Source organism: Caenimonas koreensis DSM 17982 (assembly GCF_009646335.1).
In the GTDB taxonomy this organism is placed as follows: Bacteria; Pseudomonadota; Gammaproteobacteria; order Burkholderiales; family Burkholderiaceae_C; genus Ramlibacter; species Ramlibacter koreensis.
Genome location: NZ_WJBU01000013.1, coordinates 19,899 through 37,027, shown reverse-complemented (window position 1 = coordinate 37,027; position 17,129 = coordinate 19,899). Strand labels below are relative to the sequence as shown.

Genomic DNA, 17,129 nt, shown 5'->3' with positions numbered 1-17,129 from the left:
ACCAGAAAGCCATCATGTCCTTCCTGCTGACGCGCCGCACCGCACTTGCAGCCGCCGCTTCCAGCGCAGCCGGCGCCTTCGCCCAGTCGCCGCAGCCCGGCGCCACCAACACTTTTGTCGTTCCCATGTCCGCAGGCAGCGTCGCCGACCTGCTCGCGCGCAAGATGGGAATGCAGTTGGCGGACGCCACCGGGGAAGCATGGGTCATCGAGAACGTCCCAGGTGCGAGTGGCGCGCTCGCCGCGCGCCAGGTGCTGCGCAAGAGCGCTGACGGCCGCACCCTGCTCTGGGGTTATTCGGGCCTGATCTGCGCCACACCGCTGCTTGCCAAGCCGGCGCTGGAGTTCGATCCCGTCACTGACTTCACGCCGGTCTGCACCATGTCGGCGTCGCCGATGGTGCTTTTTGCGGGCAAGGATTTCCCGGCGAACGACCTGGAAGAGCTGCGCGCCTTCGCCAGGACGCAGGCCGAGCCCCTCTCATACATCGCCAACGACATCGGCAGCGCCAACCATGTTGCGGCTGAAAGCCTCTTGCAGACGCTCGGCATTCGCGGGCTGCATGTGCCCTACCGCAACACGATGCAGGCTTACATCGACGTAGCGGAAGGCCGCGTGCAGCTGGGCATACAGGCGTTTGGCCTCATGGGCTCGCAGCTGCAAGGCGCCAACCGGGCCAAGGTGCTGGCCGTGCTGGCCAACAAGCCGCTCGCGGCCGAGCCGCGCTATCGCACCGTGCCGGCCCAGGGTTTCGGCCCCTTCGACATCCAGGGCTGGTTTGGTGTCTTTGCGCCCAGGGGCACGCCCGAAGCACGCATGGCCGATCTCGAACGACTGATGTCAGCCGTGCTGCATGACAAGGCGTATTCAGAGGCGATCGTCCAGTCGGGCCAGGAAGTGGCCTTCCGCGGGCGGGCGCAGACGCGCCGCTTTGTCGATGAGGAAGCGCGGCGCTATCGCAGCCTGCTGCAAAAGCTCAAGCTGATCTAGCGCACGAAGCGTTCCGTCAGCAGCCTGCGCATCACCTTGCCCATCGCGTTGCGCGGGATGGCGTCGACCTTCAGCACGATCTTCGGCCCGTTCTTCGGCTGCTTGTCGGCAAGCCAGTGCCGGAGCGCCGGCAGGTCGAAGTCCGGTCCGGCCACGATGGCAGCCGCAAGCCGCTCGGCGCCGGACTTGTTGGTCGTCACGAAGACGGCGGCGTCTTTGATGCCGGGCGCCTCGGCCAGCAAGCGGTCGAGCGGCGCGGGGTCGATCTTCACGCCGCCGATATTGAGCATGTCGCCTTCGCGGCCGGCGAGCGTGAGGCAGCCATTTGCGTCGATCGCGCCACGGTCGCCGGGGTAGAACCAGCCGTCCCTGAACGAGCGCGCCGTTTCCGCTTCATCGCCGTAGTAGCCCGCCACCATGTCCGTGGTCCGGACGCGCACCACACCTTCCTCGTTGGCGGGAAGCGGCTTTCCATTGGCATCCACCACTTCGACAAACGAGGTGGGCGCCGCAAAGCCGACCGTCGCGGGATCGGTATGGACCGTTGGCTTGAACGCACACATGCCGAAGGTTTCGGTCGAGCCGTACAGCGCCAGGATGTTGCCGGTGATGTTGCGCCCGATGCGCTCCACGAGCGCTCGCGACAAAGACCCGCCGCCGCTGCGCACGATGTCCACGCCACGAAGCGGCTCCTTGTCCCGCTCCAGCAAATCGACCAGGCCGGCCAGCTGCGCAGGGGTGCTCATCACGCCTTGCACCTTGTGCTGACGTGCCATGTCGAGGAAGTCCTGCAGTGTCTTGCCGACCAGGTAGGGCGCGCCCGTGACCAGGCACGTCACGGCGAAGTTCAGGGCAGCGGCTGTGCCGATACCCAGCGTGCAGACGGCTGTGTGCGCACCACGCAGCACCATGCCGCGGTCGGCGCGGCCCAGGATGTGCCTGATGCTCAAGCCCACCGCCTTGCTGCGCCCCGTCGTGCCGCTCGTGAGAACGAGTCGCGCCACGGAATCGGGCGAGGCGTAGTCGCGCGGCTCGACCGGCCCGGAATCCGCAAGTGCCGCCGAGAGCCAGTCGCTGTCGATCAGCACAGTGTGGCCTGCCTCCAGCTTTTCGCGGGCACGATCGGTAATGAGCCAATCAGGCTTGACTGTGGGCGGCAACGCGTCAACGCTGTGGTTTGAGCAGCTCACCGCCGCTTCATGGAACAGCGCGAGCGTCACGATCCAGTCAACTTCGGGGTTGCGCAAGGCCGTGATGGCGACCTGCCCCGGCTGCATGCCAAGCGCGCGCAGCCGCTTGGCAACGCCCAGCACCAGCCTGAACGAGCGCCTCCACGTGAGCGCCGTTGTCGGCGTCTGGATGGCAACGCCGGCAGGGTCGAGCTGGGCACGAAAGGCGAGGAAATCAATCAGGTGGGGCATGCAAAAGAGCATAGCCGAAGGCACGCGCGCGCCTGACGACACCTCCTCAATCCGGAGGAAGACACGGCGCCCGGACAAGCCTATAACTGGCAGCGAGTTTGCGAAGGAGAAAGGCCATGCCCACTTCATCGACGGCCCCGCCAGCGATCACGATTTCGCCCGACGACTACACGGGCGGCTATCCGCTGGAGACTGCGAGCAAGGCCCTGCTGGCGCAAGGCGACTCATGGTTCTCGATCGGCGCCCTGCCACCCTGGCGGACCACAAACCTGCTGTTTGGCCTGAAGCTCGCGCAATCAACAACCATCGTCAACTGCGCCAAGCCCGGCGCCGTGCTGACGCACATGACGGACACCACCACCGACACGAAGTTCCTGCAGATTCTCAACGGCCCACTATCGATGAAGTTCGATGCGATCCTGCTGTCGGGCGGCGGCAACGACATGATCGATGCCGTGCAGTCGACGCACGACTCGCCCGAAAAGCGACTGCTGCTTCGTGCCAGCGAGTGGGGCCAACCTGTCGCCGGCGCCGCGCGCTACATCAGCGAAGAAGGCTGGTCGACTTTCGAGGGCCACATGGAGGATGTCTTCACGCGCTTCATTGCCGCCCGCGACAAGGCCGCAAGCAAGAACCGCCACACACCGGTGGTCTTCCACACCTACGACCGGCCCACGCCGCGAGATGCATCGGCGGGATTCGGCTTCGGCCCGTGGCTGTGCAAGGCATTCACCGCTTTTGCCATTCCACCGCACGACTGGCATGACGTGTCGGTTGAACTGTTCGAGCGGCTGCGCGTGATGCTGGTGCGATTGGGCCAGCAGTTCCCGAACATGCATCTGGTCGATACGCAGGGCACGCTGGCGCCGGCTGCCGCCTCGGACGCGGGGGCCTCGACAGACTGGCAAAACGAAATCCACCCGACACGCAGCGGCTACAAGCAGCTGGCAGCGAAGTGGGTGCCGGTGATCGAAGCGGTGTACTGAGGCCCTTGCGCGAGCCGCCTGCACAAGGCGCTGCTGGTCACGCGACGGCCTGCTTCGTCTCCAGCAATTTCACCAACGCCCACAGCGCCTGGTTGGCCGGCGTCCTGATGCCGTGCGCCTGGCCGCGCCGCACGACCAGGCCATTGAGAAAGTCGATTTCCGTCGGCTTGCCACGTGCCAGGTCTTGCGCGGTGGATGAATACTGCGCGGGCATCGTCTCGATGATTTTGCTGATGGCCACGTCAACATCGCCAGCGAGCGTGACGCCCTCGGCCTTCGCGACGGCCTTGCATTCATCGACCACGTCGCGCATCAAATCCTTCACGCCAACACCCGCCACCGCCTGGCCATAGGGCAGCTGCGCGATTGCAGACACCGCGTTGTAGGCGCAGTTGAGAATCAGCTTGACCCACAGCGCGCCGCGCACGTTGTCGGATACCGTGGTGGGAATGGCTGCGTCAGTGAAGGCCTGCGCAACTTGTTCGCTGAGATGCGACGGCTCTATCGTCAGCTCGCCGCGGCCGTGATGCTTGAGATGCCCGGGCCCGAGCATCTCGCAGCCCACATACACGACGGTGGCGGCCACTGCGCGGTCATGGATCACGCTGCGCAGGCGGTCTGCGTTGTCCACGCCGTTTTGCAGCGTCATGACCAATGCATCGGGCGCGAGGTGCGGATGGATTTGCGCGCCCGCCGATTCCGTGTCCATCGACTTCACGCAGAACAGCACAATCTGCGCGCCTTTGACCGCAGACGCGTCACTGCTGGCCGAGATGGCGACGAATTCGTCGAAGCCGCGCGTGTCCATATGCAGGCCGCGCTCGCGAATTGCCTCGACATGGCTGGGGCGCGCGATGAGCGTCACGTCGTGCCCGGCTCTGGCGAGCATGCCGCCGTAATAGCAGCCGACTGCGCCTGCGCCCATCACGGCGATCTTGAATGGTTGAGTTGTCATGCCACCCATTCTAGGAACGATGCACCAGACGCGCGAGAATGGAATTGCACAGGAGCCACGCATGGAATTCAAGGACTACTACCAAGTGCTCGGTGTTGCCAAGACGGCGACCGAGGACGAAATCAAGAAGGCCTTCCGCAAACTGGCGCGCAAGTACCACCCGGACGTGAGCAAGGAGAAAGACGCTGCGGCGCGCATGTCGGAGATCAACGAAGCCAATGCCGTGCTGTCCGACCCGGAAAAGCGCGCGGCCTACGATGAGCTGAGCGCGCAGCCGCAGGCGCGTGCCGGTGGCGACTTCCGCCCTCCTCCCAACTGGGACGCGGGCCGCGAGTTCTCGGGCGGCTTTGCCGGGGCTGGCGGCGGGCCGGAGTTCAGCGACTTCTTCGAGGAGCTGTTCGGTCGCGCTTCTGCAGGGCAACGGTCACAGGCTCGCGGTGGTGCGCGTGAAAGCACATCGATGCGCGGTGAGGACCATCACGCGAAAATCGAGCTCGACGTGCTCGACAGCTACCTGGGCGCTGAAAAAACCATCTCGCTGCGCGGCGCAAAGCTCGACGCTGCCGGGCACGTTGTCAATGAAGAGCGCCAGCTGCAAGTGAAGATCCCCAAGGGTGTGCGCGAAGGCCAGCACATCCGGCTGGCGGGCCAGGGCTCGCCGGGTTATGGCGGCGGGCCTGCGGGCGACTTGCTGCTGGAGGTGGTGTTCAAGCCCGACGCACGCTGGCGCGCCGAGGGGCGCGACGTCTATCAAAAGGTGCCACTCGCGCCCTGGGAGGCTGCGCTGGGCGGCGCCGTGGAGGTCGCAACCCCCACTGGCGATGCTGAAGTGACCGTGCCTGCAGGCTTCAAGGCGGGCCGCAAGCTGCGACTCAAAGGCCGCGGCTTGCCGGGCAAGGAGCCCGGTGACCTGTACCTCGAAGTCGAGATTGCGCTGCCACCCGCAGAGACCGACGAAGCGCGCGCCGCGTATGCAGCGATGTCGAAAGCCTTTCCTTCATTCAATGCGCGCCGCGCGACGGGAGCCTGAACATGACGCTCGAAACACATCATGGCGAACTGATGGACGAAGCCGCCTTCTCCAGCGAAGAACTCGCCAACGCCTGCGGCGTCACGCTCACGTGGGTGCATGAGCACGTGCAGGCGGGCGTGCTGCATGTGGAGGCAGGGTCGGTGCAGTGGCGCTTCGGCAGCTCGGACCTGGTGCGTGCGCGTCGCATCGCGCAACTCGAAGCCACGTACGACGCAGACCCGCAACTCGCCGCGCTGACGGCAGACCTGATCGAAGAAGTCGCGCAGCTGCGCAGGCGTTTGCAGTTGTCGGGAAGCTGAGGTGGTGGCCTATGTCGACCTGTCGCGTGACCACGATGCGCTCGTGCGAATCGTGGTGTCGCTCGCGCTGGCCAAGGCAGACGACAAGATCGTCGTCACTGCGCTGACGGGTGGCGTCTCGTCAGGCATCTATCGCATTGACGTGCCCGGCGGAAGTTACTGCCTGAAGCAGGCCTTGCCCAAACTGAAAGTTGCCAAGGACTGGGTCGTGCCAGTCGAGCGCGTGTTTGCAGAAATTGACTGGCTGCGCACGGTGGGCGCGATCGTGCCGCAGCACGTGCCCAAAGTGCTCGGCCAGCACGACGCCGCCAAGTGCTTCGTGATGGAGTTTCTGGGCGCTGAGTTTCGCAACTGGAAGGCGCAGCTGCTGGCCGGCAACATCGCGCTCGACACGGCGCGCGGCGTGGGCGACGTGCTCGGGCAAATCCATTCAGCGACGGCTGATGACGCGGTGCTCGCCAGGCGGTTCGCGCACGATGCCAACTTCTATTCGATCAGGCTGGAGCCCTACCTGGTTGAGGCGGCGCGCGTGCACCCTGCTGTGGCTGGCGTGCTGCTTGGCCTGGTCGAGCGCACGGCGCACACCAAGCGCGTACTGGTGCACGGCGATGTGAGCCCGAAGAACATCCTGCTCGGGCCCCAAGGGCCAGTGCTGCTCGATGCGGAATGCGCGTGGTTTGGTGACCCGGCTTTCGACGTGGCGTTCTGCGCCAACCACTTTTTGTTGAAGGCTGCGCACATGCCCTCGCGCGCCGCCGACTTGCTCGCGTGCCTGGCGGCGTTCTGGTCGGCCTACGCAGCGCATATGCAGTGGGAGCGGCACGACGTCCTCGAAGCACGAGTCGCCTCGTTGCTGCCCGGCCTGGCGCTTGCGCGTATCGATGGGAAGTCGCCTGTGGAATATCTGGACGAAGCAACGCGCGCTGTCGTGCGCGAGACCGCGATGGACCTGGTGCAGCGGGAGCCCGCGACACTGGCTGTCGTGGCTGATCACTGGATGAAGGAAGTCTGCCAATGAAGATCAGCAGCATCGCGGCGCGCCGTATCTGGGACTCGCGCGGGCGGCCGACTGTGGAAGTCGAAGTGACGAATGAAGACGGCACATCGGGCATCGGCGTTGCCCCCGCAGGCGCGTCGCGCGGCACGCGTGAAGCGGTGGAGTTGCGCGATGGCGGTGAGCACTTCAAGGGGCTGGATGTTCAACTGGCGCTGCAGGGTATCGAGCGCGACATTGCACCGCAGCTTGTGGGCAGCGAGGTGGAGAACCAGGCCGGCATCGACGCCGTGCTGATCGAGCTGGACGGCACGCCGAACAAGTCACGCCTCGGCGGCAACGCGCTGATCGCGACGTCGCTGGCTGTGCTGCATGCGGCGGCTGCGTCTGCACGCATGCCGCTGTGGCGCTACCTCGCGCAAGACAGCGTCGCGACGATGCCGCTGCCGCAGATCCAGATTTTCGGCGGCGGCGCACATGCGGGCCGCCGCACTGACGTGCAGGACTTCATGGTGATCGCCTGCGGCGCAAAGTCGTTCGCGCAGGCCATGGAAATGACTGCCGAGGTTTATCGCTGCGCCGGTGAGCTGATGGCCGAGCGTGGGCCGATGGCAGGCGTTGCCGATGAAGGCGGCTGGTGGCCCAACTTCGCAACCAATGAGCAAGCGCTGGACACGCTCGTCGCTGCAATCGAGCGCGCGAGCCTCGTTCCGGGCAGCGACGTGGCAATCGCGCTCGACATCGCTTCGTCAGAGTTCGGCCACGCCGGGCGGTATCGGCTTGCGATGGAGCGCATCGAGATCGATTCGAATGCCATGTGCGAGAAGCTCGTGCGATGGGTGGAGCGCTACCCCATCGTCTCCATCGAGGACCCACTGGCCGAAGACGATGAGGCAGGCCTGGTTGCGTTCACCAAAGCCGTGGGCCAGCGCATCCAGGTGGTCGGCGACGACTACCTTGTGACGAACGCAGATCGCGTGCAAAACGCCGCCGCCATCGGCGCGTGCAACTGCGTGCTGATCAAACCGAACCAGGCGGGCACCGTGACCGAAACGAAAGCGGCACTGGATGCAGCAAAGGCGGCGGGCTTTCGCACGATCGTGTCGGCACGTTCAGGCGAGACGGAAGACGTCGCCATCGTTCACCTGGCCATCGGATGGAATGCGGGCCAGCTGAAGGTCGGCTCGTTTGCGCGTTCGGAGCGAATGGCGAAGTGGAACGAAGGCATCCGCATCGAGTCGCGGCCCGGCGCGCCCGCGTCGTTCGCGGGGGCCGGTGCGCTGGGCTTGAGTCAGCTCGCGTAGAAGGTCGGCGCCTGGAGCCACGCCACGTGGATCAGTGGCGAAACTTCAGGTCGTTGGTGACGATCGCGAGATCCACCGCCGTAAGGCCGGTGTGGTCACCGGGCTTGTAGACGGCGCGCAACCTGTCGCTGAGTTCCAGGCCGGGGTTGGCCTCCAGCGCCGCCACGAACGACTCGCGCGTGAGCCGGTTGGCAGGCAAGCGCAAGGCAGCAACGAGCGCCTTCGCCGTCAAAAATCCTTCGAGGCTGCCGTATGAAAACTCCTGGCCGGGCTTCTCACGTGCGAACACCTGCTGGTATTCACGCGTGATCGCGCTCTTGCCTTCCCATGGGCTGGGAACGACCTGCGAGAACACCATGCCCCGGGCAAGTTCGCCGAGGTGATGCGCCATTTGGCTCGAACCCGAGTTCACCGCGCTGAACATGGCATGAACGCCGGTAGCCCGCGCCTGCCGAATCAGGCGCTCGTACATGCCTGAGCTGCCGTGATTGATGACGACCTGGATATTGGCTGCGCCGATCTGCGCTGCCATCTTCGCGATCTGCTCGTCGGTGATGTCGGACTTGAAAGGCAAGTCCAGTGGTGGCTGCATTGCCAGCTCGCTGCACAGGCGCTTGAAATTCTCAAGGTGTTGCAAGCCAGTTTCGCTGTCAGAGCGCACAAATGCCGAGCGCGTGGCGCCTGTCTTTTTTGCGTAGTCGAGCAGCGCGCGGAACTCTTCGCGGTGCTCGGCGCGCACCGGGAAGACCATGCGCTGGTGCGGCCTGCGAAAGCCGGGCGAGCCTGCCATGGGGCCGAAGAACGGCACTTGGTCTTCCACGGCGACGGTCATCACGGCGGTGGAAGGCCCGCCTTCAATCGAGCCGAACAGCAGGAAGACTTTGTCTTGCGTGACCAGCTGCCGCGCATTCGCCTGAGCAAGCGCGGGCTTGGCGTCGTCGTCGAGCGTCTTGAGCACGATCGTGTGCCCATGCACGCCGCCGCGCTGGTTCGCAGACTGGAAATACGCCTGGATTCCGGCGAGCACTGCAGCGGCATAGTCGTTCTTGCCGCCTTGCAGGCTGATGGTCTGGCCGATCAGGATCTGGCCGGGTGAAATGCCCTCCTGGGCGCGTAGTACAGCAGGCAAGGCAATGGATGCGGCGATGGCGAGGCCAGCGGAGCGACGGGACACGGGCATGGGATCTCCAACGAAGATTTGCATTGTTGGCAATCAGGACGCACACAGCCTTGACCCGTATCAATTGCAATTCACTTGGCGACAGCGCCTTCAGCTCCGCTCAGCTTGGCTCGTCGTCATGCGCCGATGGCGTGGGAATGAACGTGAGCAACCGGGCAATGGCCGGAAACGCCTCAACGAGCGGCTTCACAACGTCCGCGTACTGAGCAAACAGGCAGGGCCGGGCATCCGGCGGGCACGCCAAAATCGCACGGACCATCGCCTGCCCCTGTTCGATCGCCAACTGCGGCATGTCGTTCGCCACTTCGGCGACGGTGTCGCCGAGTTCAGCCAGCTGCGTCGCAACAGCCTGCACACGCGACTCCTGCGGCGCGGCTGTACTTGCTGCGTCGTCAGAAGCTGGCACTTTGCACTCGAGGCTGACCTTATTGCTGAAGTTCGCTGCCAACTGCCTCTCTTGCAAGTGGCGATCAAGCGCCGGGCCCATACTGGCCAGCAGGTCATCCATGGTGCTCTGTATCTGCAGGTCCACGTTGAGCGTCGACCCGGAAATATCTGCCTTTAACCGCTCAAATTCGGCATAGATGTGTTCCGGATTCATCTCCCTGGAATCGACCAGTGCGATCAAGGCGCCCAATCGCGCCTCGAAGGTCTGCGCGGATACGGGCACCGCCTGTGACAGCGAGCGCTGAACAAGCGATTTCGACACCAGGATTTCCAACGCCATATCGAAAAACCATGGAGCGCCGCCGCGGCGCTTCTCGAGCCTGCTTTTCAAGTGCGTAAGTTGTTCGGACTGATCTTGCTCGGGGAGCGCCGCAATGAGGTTGACGACCTGTTCGATGTCGCGATGAACATGGTGCTTATCCTCCATTTTGTAAACGCCGCTGTCGAGGGCAAGGAACAGGCAGTCGAGACTATCGGTCACGGCCACAACGGCCGGGCGACGCGCCAGCGGCAGGTTCGATTGGTGGCTAGCGACGGGGTGCTCACGTCGAAGGGGGTAGAGGCTTCGTGAAGTTGGTGGTGTGGCTCGCATCGTGGATCCCGAAAGAAAGCGCGGATCGCGCGATACGCATCCTAGGCAGCCAGCCGCTCCTGTCTGCAGACCGACGTATCGAGCCGGATAATCCGCCACCATGACAAAGCACTACTGGCTGATGAAGTCCGAGCCGCAAGAGGTCTCGGTGGACGACGCACTGGCTGCGAAGAAAGCCACCGTTGCATGGACGGGCGTGCGCAACTACCAGGCGCGCAACTTCATGCGCGACATGATGCAGGTCGATGACGGCGTGCTGTTCTATCACTCCAGCTGCGCCGAGCCGGGCATTGTCGGCATCGCACGTGTGGCATCAACGCCCTACCCCGACCCGACGCAGTTCGACAGCAAATCGAAGTACTACGACGCCAAGTCGCGCCGCGATGAGCCGCGATGGCAACTGGTCGATGTGCAGATCGTCAAGAAGACGCGCAACCTCACCTTGCCCGAGTTGCGCGAGACGCCGGGTCTGCAAGACCTCGTCGTGCTGAAAAAAGGCAACCGCCTGTCGATCACGCCTGTTGAGGCAAAGCACTGGAAGCAGATTCTCAAGATGTTGGGGTGATAGCGACACTTTGGTCGTGGAACCTTGCGGTGCCAGTGGTTACGAAGCTGCTCCAACTAGCTTTATAGGAATAAAACCATGCCGGCCATCTCGAGCATTCGGGCCAACGCGCAGAAGCAAATTGCAAATGGGAGTTGCGCAGCAGAAGCGCCATTCGCGCTTGAACCGTCGGGCAAGACCAAAACGTTCCGTGTCATCGGCGCGAAAGATCCTCGCGCAACACGTACAGCGCAGTCGGCTGAGCTGCGCACTCTCATCGCCGATCATTTCAAAGACGTCTCGAAAAATGCCGCAGACGCCAAGACTCGCCTGGCGGTTCAGGGTTGTGGCCGCAAGCTCGCCGACCGGTTGCTGTCTGACGCGCGCCTGGCAAACAAGCAGGCTCTGTGCGTGAGCGACCTGGATTGGGTCCTGGGCTGTGTGGAGTCGGCCGGCAAAAGCACCCAGGCAATTGAGAGTGCCATCAATAAATTGGATGAGTCTGCGCGATACGACGAAGCCAAAGCACGTGCGCTGGCATCCGCCGGCCCCAACCAGCCGGTTGTTTGCCTGGACGAGCCGGGCGGCTTGGGGAACTTGTTTAAGGCACTAGCCAATCAACAGCGCGTGTTAAAGAAGACAGAAGAAGCTGTCACCCTGATTGCACCGTTCTTCAACGGATTGATACACGAGGAAGGTCTCAAAGAAATTTTGCCTGCACACATGCGGGCCGAGCCACCGCGTCCGATTTCGTCAGCCGACATCGTCGGGTTTCTCTCTGCACAGCTACGAGACCCGGAGACACCGGTGCCCGCCTTCCGCCTGATGAAAGACGGCTTCTTCAGCGCGTTGCGCGAAGACGAAAGCGAGGAGGTGTGCGATACCGTGATCGACTTCGTCAACAGGCTGAAGCTGGAGTTCAGACAATTTTCAGAAGCTGAGAACTCCGCGACGGGCGTGAATTCATTGATCCCGCTATTGCTGCTGAATTTGCATCCGACGCACCTCCAAAAGATGGTCGTCACTCATGCCCAGTGCGACGACCTCTTGCGCGATACCCTTCTGTTGCTCGGGCAGATTCACGTCCGGGTAACTGAAAATGCAGACCACTTGGCGGACAAGCCAACTCCAGGCGCACTCGCCACCACCATCAATGGATTCGCCAAATACGCAAAAGAGTTCATGGACAGCGAGCGTGGCCTTGAAATTGCGCAAAACCTCACACGCTCGCTGACGATCCTTCGGCACAACGCAGACCGCCTCGAAAGCTTCGTGCGATCAAAGCATGCGGGCAATCCGGCACTTGAAGGCCAGGACATTTCGGCCGTGCTGGATACCTATGTTCCCGCGCATTACAGCAGTGCACCGCAGATCGAGTTGAATGCCTTGTTCGGCAAGCCGCTCGCGCTCCAGTATTTCCCACAGGAGGTGGTCGAACGGCCATCGCAGATTGCCCAGGCTGCGCCGCAAACGGCCGAGGTCAAGACTCAACCTGAGGCGAAGCCCGCCGAGGCCAAAGCACAGCGACGCGATCGTGCCGCCACCGTCGTGATGCACGTCCCTGCGCCAAAGGTTTCAGCGCCAGGCGAGCCGACTGTCGAAGAGCTTCAGCAGGTATTTGCGCAAGCGCAGCCGCAGCGCCCGGCAGCACAACCCGGTGCACGTCAGCCGCAACCCGCCAAGCACCACCATAACTCTCAGTTTGGCGGCGTCGTTCCCAAGCAGCGGGTCGCCGAACGCTCCGATGCACGCGAGATGGTCAGGCTCGGACTCTTTGGCCTGAAGAAATGGGGCCTGAGCGTGAAAGACGCGCTGCAACGCTTGAGCGATGCCCGCGCAGAGCAAAGTGGGTCACAGCAACTGGTGAAGCCGCCGTCGCTGAGAAATCCGCCAAATAACCGGCGCACGGCTTGACCGGATACGGCACGCACGAAAAAGCCGCCCGAGGGCGGCTTTTTCGTGGGAAGCAACGGGCAACTCATTCGCTGCTCGAAACCTCTTCCGGCTCCGGCTTGGCTTTGCCCTCTTTCTTGGGCAATGGCAGGATGTCAAGCTTGACTTCAGAAGTCTCTGCGCCCTTCTCGTCGGTGCCGAGCACGATATCGACAGTCAGGCGCCCACCGTCGGTCAGGCGGCCAAACAGCAGTTCATCGGCAAGCGCACGACGGATCGTGTCCTGAATCAACCGCTGCATCGGGCGCGCGCCCATGAGCGGATCGAATCCCTTCTTGGCCAGGTGCTTGCGCAGTGTGTCCGTGAAGGTGACTTCGACCTTCTTCTCGGCCAGCTGCTGTTCGAGCACGAGCAGGAACTTGTCGACCACGCGCAGGATGACCTGCTCGTCGAGCGACTTGAAGCTCACGATCGCATCGAGGCGGTTGCGGAACTCGGGCGTGAACAAGCGCTTGATGTCGGCCATTTCGTCGCCGGCTTCCTTCACGTTCGTGAAGCCCATCACCGACTTGTTCAGCGACTCGGCGCCTGCATTGGTCGTCATGATCAGGATCACGTTGCGGAAGTCCGCCTTGCGGCCGTTGTTGTCCGTCAGCGTGCCGTGGTCCATAACCTGCAGCAGCACGTTGAAGATGTCCGGATGCGCCTTCTCGATTTCGTCGAGCAGCAGCACCGCGTGCGGCTTCTTGGTGATGGCTTCGGTGAGCAGGCCGCCCTGGTCGAAACCGACATAGCCCGGAGGCGCGCCGATGAGTCGGCTCACGGCATGGCGCTCCATGTATTCGGACATGTCGAAGCGGATCAGCTCGATGCCCATGATGTAGGCGAGTTGCTTCGCGGCTTCGGTCTTGCCGACACCCGTGGGGCCGGAGAACAGGAACGAGCCGATGGGCTTGTCGCCCTTGCCGAGGCCCGAGCGAGCCATCTTCACAGAGGCGGCGAGCACTTCGAGCGCCTTGTCCTGGCCGAACACCACGCTCTTCAAATCGCGCTCGAGCGTCTGCAGCTTGCCGCGGTCGTCATTGGACACATTGGCCGGCGGAATGCGCGCGATCTTGGCGACGATTTCCTCGACTTCAGTTTTGGAGATCGTCTTCTTGCGCTTGCTCACCGGCAGGATGCGCTGTGCCGCACCCGCTTCATCGATCACGTCGATGGCCTTGTCGGGCAGGTGGCGGTCATTGATGTACTTGGCAGACAACTCAGCCGCCGCTTGCAGCGCGCCCGCCGCGTACTTCACGCTGTGGTGCTCTTCGAAGCGCGACTTCAGGCCCTTGAGGATCTCGATCGTCTCCTGCACGCTCGGCTCGACCACATCCACTTTCTGGAAGCGGCGTGACAGTGCTGCGTCTTTTTCGAAGATGCCGCGGTACTCGGTGAACGTGGTCGCGCCGATGCACTTGAGCGCGCCCGAGCTCAGCGCTGGCTTGAGCAGGTTCGATGCGTCGAGCGTGCCGCCCGAAGCAGCGCCTGCACCGATCAGCGTGTGGATTTCGTCGATGAAGAGAATCGCATTGGGCTTGTCCTTGAGCGACTTGAGCACGCCCTTCAGGCGTTGCTCGAAATCGCCGCGGTACTTGGTGCCTGCAAGCAACGCACCCATGTCGAGCGAATACACGTTGGACTCAGCCAGGATTTCCGGCACTTCCTTTTGCGTGATGCGCCAGGCCAGGCCCTCAGCAATCGCGGTCTTGCCGACGCCGGCTTCACCGACGAGCAGTGGATTGTTCTTGCGGCGGCGGCACAGGATCTGGATGACGCGCTCGACTTCGAATTCGCGGCCGATCAGCGGGTCGATCTTGCCGTCTTTGGCCTGCTGGTTCAGGTTGACCGTGAACTGCTCGAGCGGTGAAGCTTTTTCGTTCTTCTCGCCACCCTCTTCGCCGCCTTCGTTGGACGACGACTCAGCGCCCTTGACGGGCTCGGGCGGATCGCTCTTCTTGATGCCGTGGGCGATGAAGTTCACCACATCAAGTCGCGTGACGCCTTGCTGGTGGAGGTAGTACACGGCGTGCGAATCTTTCTCGCCGAAGATCGCCACGAGCACGTTGGCACCCGTCACTTCCTTCTTGCCGTTGCCTGTGGACTGCACATGCATGATCGCGCGCTGGATGACGCGCTGGAAACCCAGCGTGGGCTGGGTGTCCACATCATCGGTACCCGCGACCTGGGGTGTGTTGTCCTTGATGAAGTTCGACAGCGATTTTCGCAAGTCGTCGATGTTGGCCGAGCATGCCCGGAGCACTTCCGCCGCGCTGGGGTTGTCCAGCAGGGCAAGCAGCAAATGCTCCACGGTGATGAACTCGTGGCGCTGCTGCCTCGCTTCCACAAATGCCATGTGGAGGCTGACTTCCAATTCCTGGGCAATCATGAAATTTCCTTAAAACCTGACTTGCAAACGTGACACTACTCTAAATTGCGCCGATACCTGCAAACTCAACACATCATTCAATCGGCTCGCTGACGCATTGCAGCGGATGCCCGGCCTGTTTGGCTGCGTCCTGGACCTGGTCCACCTTGGTGGCCGCCACGTCACGTGAATAAATCCCGCAGACCGCTTTGCCGTCGAGATGGATCTTGAGCATGATCTGCGTGGCCGTTTCCCTGTCTTTGTTGAAGAACTCCTGGATCACCACCACGACGAATTCCATCGGCGTGTAGTCGTCGTTGAGCATGACGACCTGGTACATCTGGGGCGGCTTGGTTCGCTGTGTGCGCCGCTCGAGCACTACGGACCCGCCGTCGTCCACCTTGGGGCGCGTCTTGGGCGCTTCGGGGGCCGGTGCGGGAGGTTTGGTTGCCATCGAAATCATTCTATAGAGGCCGCTTTCCCGGCGCTGCGTGGTGGTCACTTGCGGGCAGTTTCGTCACATTCAAGCGACACGGTTTTTCATTGGCCAGATTTTCGCTTCGGCACAGGTGTTGCGGCTTGTCTGTCAACAGTTCAGCGCTGCCCCGCGAAGTAAAAGTTTAGTTAAGTGAAAATATTGACAGCTGTTGGGAGATTGCCTCACACTCCGCGAAGTCAAGAGGGAACAAGGAAGGCAATAACAATGGCCACGGGTACTGTGAAATGGTTCAACGACGCAAAGGGCTTCGGCTTCATCGAGCCCGATGGCGGCGGCGCTGATGTCTTCGCGCATTTCTCTGCCATTGCCATGGATGGCTTCAAGACTCTCAAGCAGGGCTCGCGCGTCACGTTCGACGTTACCGATGGCCCCAAGGGCCAGCTGGCGCAGAACATCCAGTCCGACCCCGCCGATGCAGGCGCTCCGCAACCCATCCAGACGCAGGAGCGCCAGCAGCGCCACTCAAAGGTCCGCGCGCCGCAGTTCCATGCTTCCGGGCATGGCGATTTGACGGCACGCTAGATCCGCCGAACACTCCAAAAAAGAGGCCGCAGATCGCGGCCTCTTTTTTTGTGCGCCGCGCCGCGAACACCGTCACCAGGGCAGGTACGCGATTCCGTTGGCGTTCAAGCTGTTGAGATCAATGTTGTCGGCGTTCAGCGAGGTCTGCATCGCCAGCCCCACCAATTGGACTTGTGTCCACTCTCCCGTATCGAGAAAAGCCTGGAAATAGTCGTGCTGGCTTTCGGACGGCGCCTGGCCCGCAAGGTTGCTGTACATCAGGTCAACCAGCGCGGAATTACTCGCCTGCGGGCCGAGCCGTGCGTCGATCACCGCCTGAACCAGTGTGTCCTGCGGCACGCCCTGGTCGAGATAAAAAAGGCCAATGCCCACGTACTCGGCATAGGCGAGAAACTGCGGCCCCAGCACGGCCCCAATCAGCTTCGCGACAACACCGGCGTGGCCTGATAGATCGATAGCCAGATCGACATCCGGGTAGTGAAGCCGCTCGACGCCGACAAGGTGATCGATGCTGGTCGCCGACTCGACATCCACGACCTGATTCGAGCCGATGCTCGTGTACTGCTGCACATAGTCGGCCCGCGGCCCGGCAAACCGGACCGTGTCGATCCCGTCGCCGCCGTTCAGGTAGTTTTCGCCCGTGCCGCCGTTCAGCAGGTCATTGCCCGCGTTGCCCTGGAGGTAGTCATTGCCGCTGTCGCCGTACAAGGTGTCATCGCCCTCTTCGCCCGAAAGGTCGTCGCCATCGGCATCGCCGAACAGCGCATCGGCGCCAGACCCACCGTAGAGGTAATCGACCCCGTCGCCGCCGTGGACCGTATCGGCGCCGGCATCGCCCTGCAGGTAGTCGTCGCCAGCATCGCCCCAGATTGCGTCGTCGCCCTCACCGCCGTAGATGTAGTCCGCCCCACCCGCGCCGGACAGCGTGTCGTTGCCGCCGTTACCGTAGATCGAATCGCCGTCGACGCCACCGGTGAGGTGGTCGCCCTGCTCAGTACCAACGATGTTTGCCATGCGCAGCGTCCCCAAGCGTGACCTTCAAAGGAAAAGCCCCGCCGGCT

15 protein-coding genes and 1 pseudogene are annotated in these 17,129 nt (G+C 62.8%); 9 read left to right on the top strand and 7 right to left on the bottom strand.

The genetic code is table 11. From position 1 onward, the window contains the following. Nucleotides 1–14: 14 nt before the first annotated feature. Nucleotides 15–989 (top strand): tripartite tricarboxylate transporter substrate binding protein, encoded by a 975-nt coding sequence (locus tag GHT07_RS14275; protein WP_194792944.1) that lies wholly within the window; start codon nucleotides 15–17, stop codon nucleotides 987–989. Here the strand turns inward: GHT07_RS14275 and GHT07_RS14270 are convergent. Continuing rightward, the gene (locus tag GHT07_RS14270) at nucleotides 986–2,410 is read right to left on the bottom strand and encodes a class I adenylate-forming enzyme family protein (protein WP_194792943.1); all 1,425 of its coding nucleotides are present in this window, start codon (nucleotides 2,408–2,410) and stop codon (nucleotides 986–988) included. The two genes, GHT07_RS14275 and GHT07_RS14270, sit on opposite strands and share 4 nt — an antisense overlap. A gap of 116 nt (nucleotides 2,411–2,526) precedes the next feature. On the opposite strand from GHT07_RS14270, the gene GHT07_RS14265 reads away from it, so the two are divergent. Continuing rightward, nucleotides 2,527–3,396 carry a GDSL-type esterase/lipase family protein gene (locus GHT07_RS14265; RefSeq protein ID WP_153585774.1) on the top strand — a complete coding sequence of 290 codons (870 nt, stop codon included), beginning with the start codon at nucleotides 2,527–2,529 and terminating at the stop codon, nucleotides 3,394–3,396. A 37-nt stretch (nucleotides 3,397–3,433) separates the two neighbouring features. Here GHT07_RS14265 and GHT07_RS14260 read toward each other — a convergent pair whose 3' ends face one another. Continuing rightward, nucleotides 3,434–4,351, bottom strand: coding sequence for a ketopantoate reductase family protein (locus GHT07_RS14260; protein WP_153585773.1), 918 nt, complete (start codon nucleotides 4,349–4,351; stop codon nucleotides 3,434–3,436). Between the two features lie 61 nt (nucleotides 4,352–4,412). On the opposite strand from GHT07_RS14260, the gene GHT07_RS14255 reads away from it, so the two are divergent. The 4 genes from GHT07_RS14255 to eno are packed head-to-tail and all read left to right on the top strand — an operon-like array spanning nucleotide 4,413 to nucleotide 7,981. After that, a complete protein-coding gene (locus GHT07_RS14255; RefSeq protein ID WP_153585772.1) occupies nucleotides 4,413–5,381 on the top strand; it encodes a DnaJ C-terminal domain-containing protein in 969 nt (322 codons plus the stop codon). Nucleotides 5,382–5,383: 2 nt separating this feature from the next. Beyond that, nucleotides 5,384–5,683 (top strand): chaperone modulator CbpM, encoded by a 300-nt coding sequence (locus tag GHT07_RS14250; RefSeq protein WP_153585771.1) that lies wholly within the window; start codon nucleotides 5,384–5,386, stop codon nucleotides 5,681–5,683. A gap of 4 nt (nucleotides 5,684–5,687) precedes the next feature. Continuing rightward, nucleotides 5,688–6,701 (top strand): phosphotransferase, encoded by a 1,014-nt coding sequence (locus GHT07_RS14245; RefSeq protein ID WP_323740942.1) that lies wholly within the window; start codon nucleotides 5,688–5,690, stop codon nucleotides 6,699–6,701. Then, nucleotides 6,698–7,981, top strand: coding sequence for a phosphopyruvate hydratase (gene eno, locus GHT07_RS14240; protein WP_153585770.1), 1,284 nt, complete (start codon nucleotides 6,698–6,700; stop codon nucleotides 7,979–7,981). Before GHT07_RS14245 ends, eno begins: the two co-directional genes overlap by 4 nt. Nucleotides 7,982–8,012: 31 nt before the next feature. Here eno and GHT07_RS14235 read toward each other — a convergent pair whose 3' ends face one another. Both GHT07_RS14235 and GHT07_RS14230 read right to left on the bottom strand, forming a co-directional pair. Continuing rightward, nucleotides 8,013–9,161, bottom strand: coding sequence for an ABC transporter substrate-binding protein (locus tag GHT07_RS14235; protein WP_194792942.1), 1,149 nt, complete (start codon nucleotides 9,159–9,161; stop codon nucleotides 8,013–8,015). A 100-nt stretch (nucleotides 9,162–9,261) separates the two neighbouring features. Beyond that, entirely contained in the window at nucleotides 9,262–10,089 is an 828-nt protein-coding gene (locus tag GHT07_RS14230; RefSeq protein WP_153585768.1) for a hypothetical protein, read from the bottom strand. A gap of 211 nt (nucleotides 10,090–10,300) precedes the next feature. On the opposite strand from GHT07_RS14230, the gene GHT07_RS14225 reads away from it, so the two are divergent. After that, nucleotides 10,301–10,765, top strand: a complete 465-nt coding sequence (locus GHT07_RS14225) for an EVE domain-containing protein (RefSeq protein WP_153585767.1) — start codon at nucleotides 10,301–10,303, stop codon at nucleotides 10,763–10,765. A 78-nt stretch (nucleotides 10,766–10,843) separates the two neighbouring features. Next, nucleotides 10,844–12,658 carry a hypothetical protein gene (locus GHT07_RS14220; protein ID WP_153585766.1) on the top strand — a complete coding sequence of 605 codons (1,815 nt, stop codon included), beginning with the start codon at nucleotides 10,844–10,846 and terminating at the stop codon, nucleotides 12,656–12,658. A gap of 64 nt (nucleotides 12,659–12,722) precedes the next feature. On the opposite strand, the gene clpA is transcribed toward GHT07_RS14220, so the two are convergent. Further along, nucleotides 12,723–15,068 (bottom strand): ATP-dependent Clp protease ATP-binding subunit ClpA, encoded by a 2,346-nt coding sequence (clpA, locus tag GHT07_RS14215; RefSeq protein WP_153585765.1) that lies wholly within the window; start codon nucleotides 15,066–15,068, stop codon nucleotides 12,723–12,725. 73 nt (nucleotides 15,069–15,141) lie between these two features. Beyond that, the gene (gene clpS, locus GHT07_RS14210) at nucleotides 15,142–15,510 is read right to left on the bottom strand and encodes an ATP-dependent Clp protease adapter ClpS (protein ID WP_153585868.1); all 369 of its coding nucleotides are present in this window, start codon (nucleotides 15,508–15,510) and stop codon (nucleotides 15,142–15,144) included. A 240-nt stretch (nucleotides 15,511–15,750) separates the two neighbouring features. On the opposite strand from clpS, the pseudogene GHT07_RS21520 reads away from it, so the two are divergent. Next, nucleotides 15,751–15,948: pseudogene (locus GHT07_RS21520) on the top strand (cold-shock protein); the annotation flags it as partial. Nucleotides 15,949–16,140: 192 nt separating this feature from the next. Here the strand turns inward: GHT07_RS21520 and GHT07_RS14200 are convergent. Continuing rightward, on the bottom strand, nucleotides 16,141–17,082 hold the full coding sequence (locus GHT07_RS14200; protein ID WP_153585763.1) for a calcium-binding protein: 942 nt from the start codon (nucleotides 17,080–17,082) through the stop codon (nucleotides 16,141–16,143). Nucleotides 17,083–17,129 lie beyond the last annotated feature (47 nt).

Bases quoted from the DNA above. Each gene is read 5' to 3' on its own strand.
- GHT07_RS14225 (WP_153585767.1), top strand. From the start codon at position 10,301: ATGACAAAGCACTACTGGCTGATGAAGTCCGAGCCGCAAGAGGTCTCG.
- clpA (WP_153585765.1), bottom strand. From the start codon at position 15,068: ATGATTGCCCAGGAATTGGAAGTCAGCCTCCACATGGCATTTGTGGAA.
- GHT07_RS14265 (WP_153585774.1), top strand. From the start codon at position 2,527: ATGCCCACTTCATCGACGGCCCCGCCAGCGATCACGATTTCGCCCGAC.
- GHT07_RS14275 (WP_194792944.1), top strand. From the start codon at position 15: ATGTCCTTCCTGCTGACGCGCCGCACCGCACTTGCAGCCGCCGCTTCC.
- GHT07_RS14250 (WP_153585771.1), top strand. From the start codon at position 5,384: ATGACGCTCGAAACACATCATGGCGAACTGATGGACGAAGCCGCCTTC.
- GHT07_RS14220 (WP_153585766.1), top strand. From the start codon at position 10,844: ATGCCGGCCATCTCGAGCATTCGGGCCAACGCGCAGAAGCAAATTGCA.
- GHT07_RS14255 (WP_153585772.1), top strand. From the start codon at position 4,413: ATGGAATTCAAGGACTACTACCAAGTGCTCGGTGTTGCCAAGACGGCG.
- clpS (WP_153585868.1), bottom strand. From the start codon at position 15,510: ATGATTTCGATGGCAACCAAACCTCCCGCACCGGCCCCCGAAGCGCCC.
- eno (WP_153585770.1), top strand. From the start codon at position 6,698: ATGAAGATCAGCAGCATCGCGGCGCGCCGTATCTGGGACTCGCGCGGG.
- GHT07_RS14235 (WP_194792942.1), bottom strand. From the start codon at position 9,161: ATGCCCGTGTCCCGTCGCTCCGCTGGCCTCGCCATCGCCGCATCCATT.
- GHT07_RS14200 (WP_153585763.1), bottom strand. From the start codon at position 17,082: ATGGCAAACATCGTTGGTACTGAGCAGGGCGACCACCTCACCGGTGGC.
- GHT07_RS14260 (WP_153585773.1), bottom strand. From the start codon at position 4,351: ATGACAACTCAACCATTCAAGATCGCCGTGATGGGCGCAGGCGCAGTC.
- GHT07_RS14270 (WP_194792943.1), bottom strand. From the start codon at position 2,410: ATGCCCCACCTGATTGATTTCCTCGCCTTTCGTGCCCAGCTCGACCCT.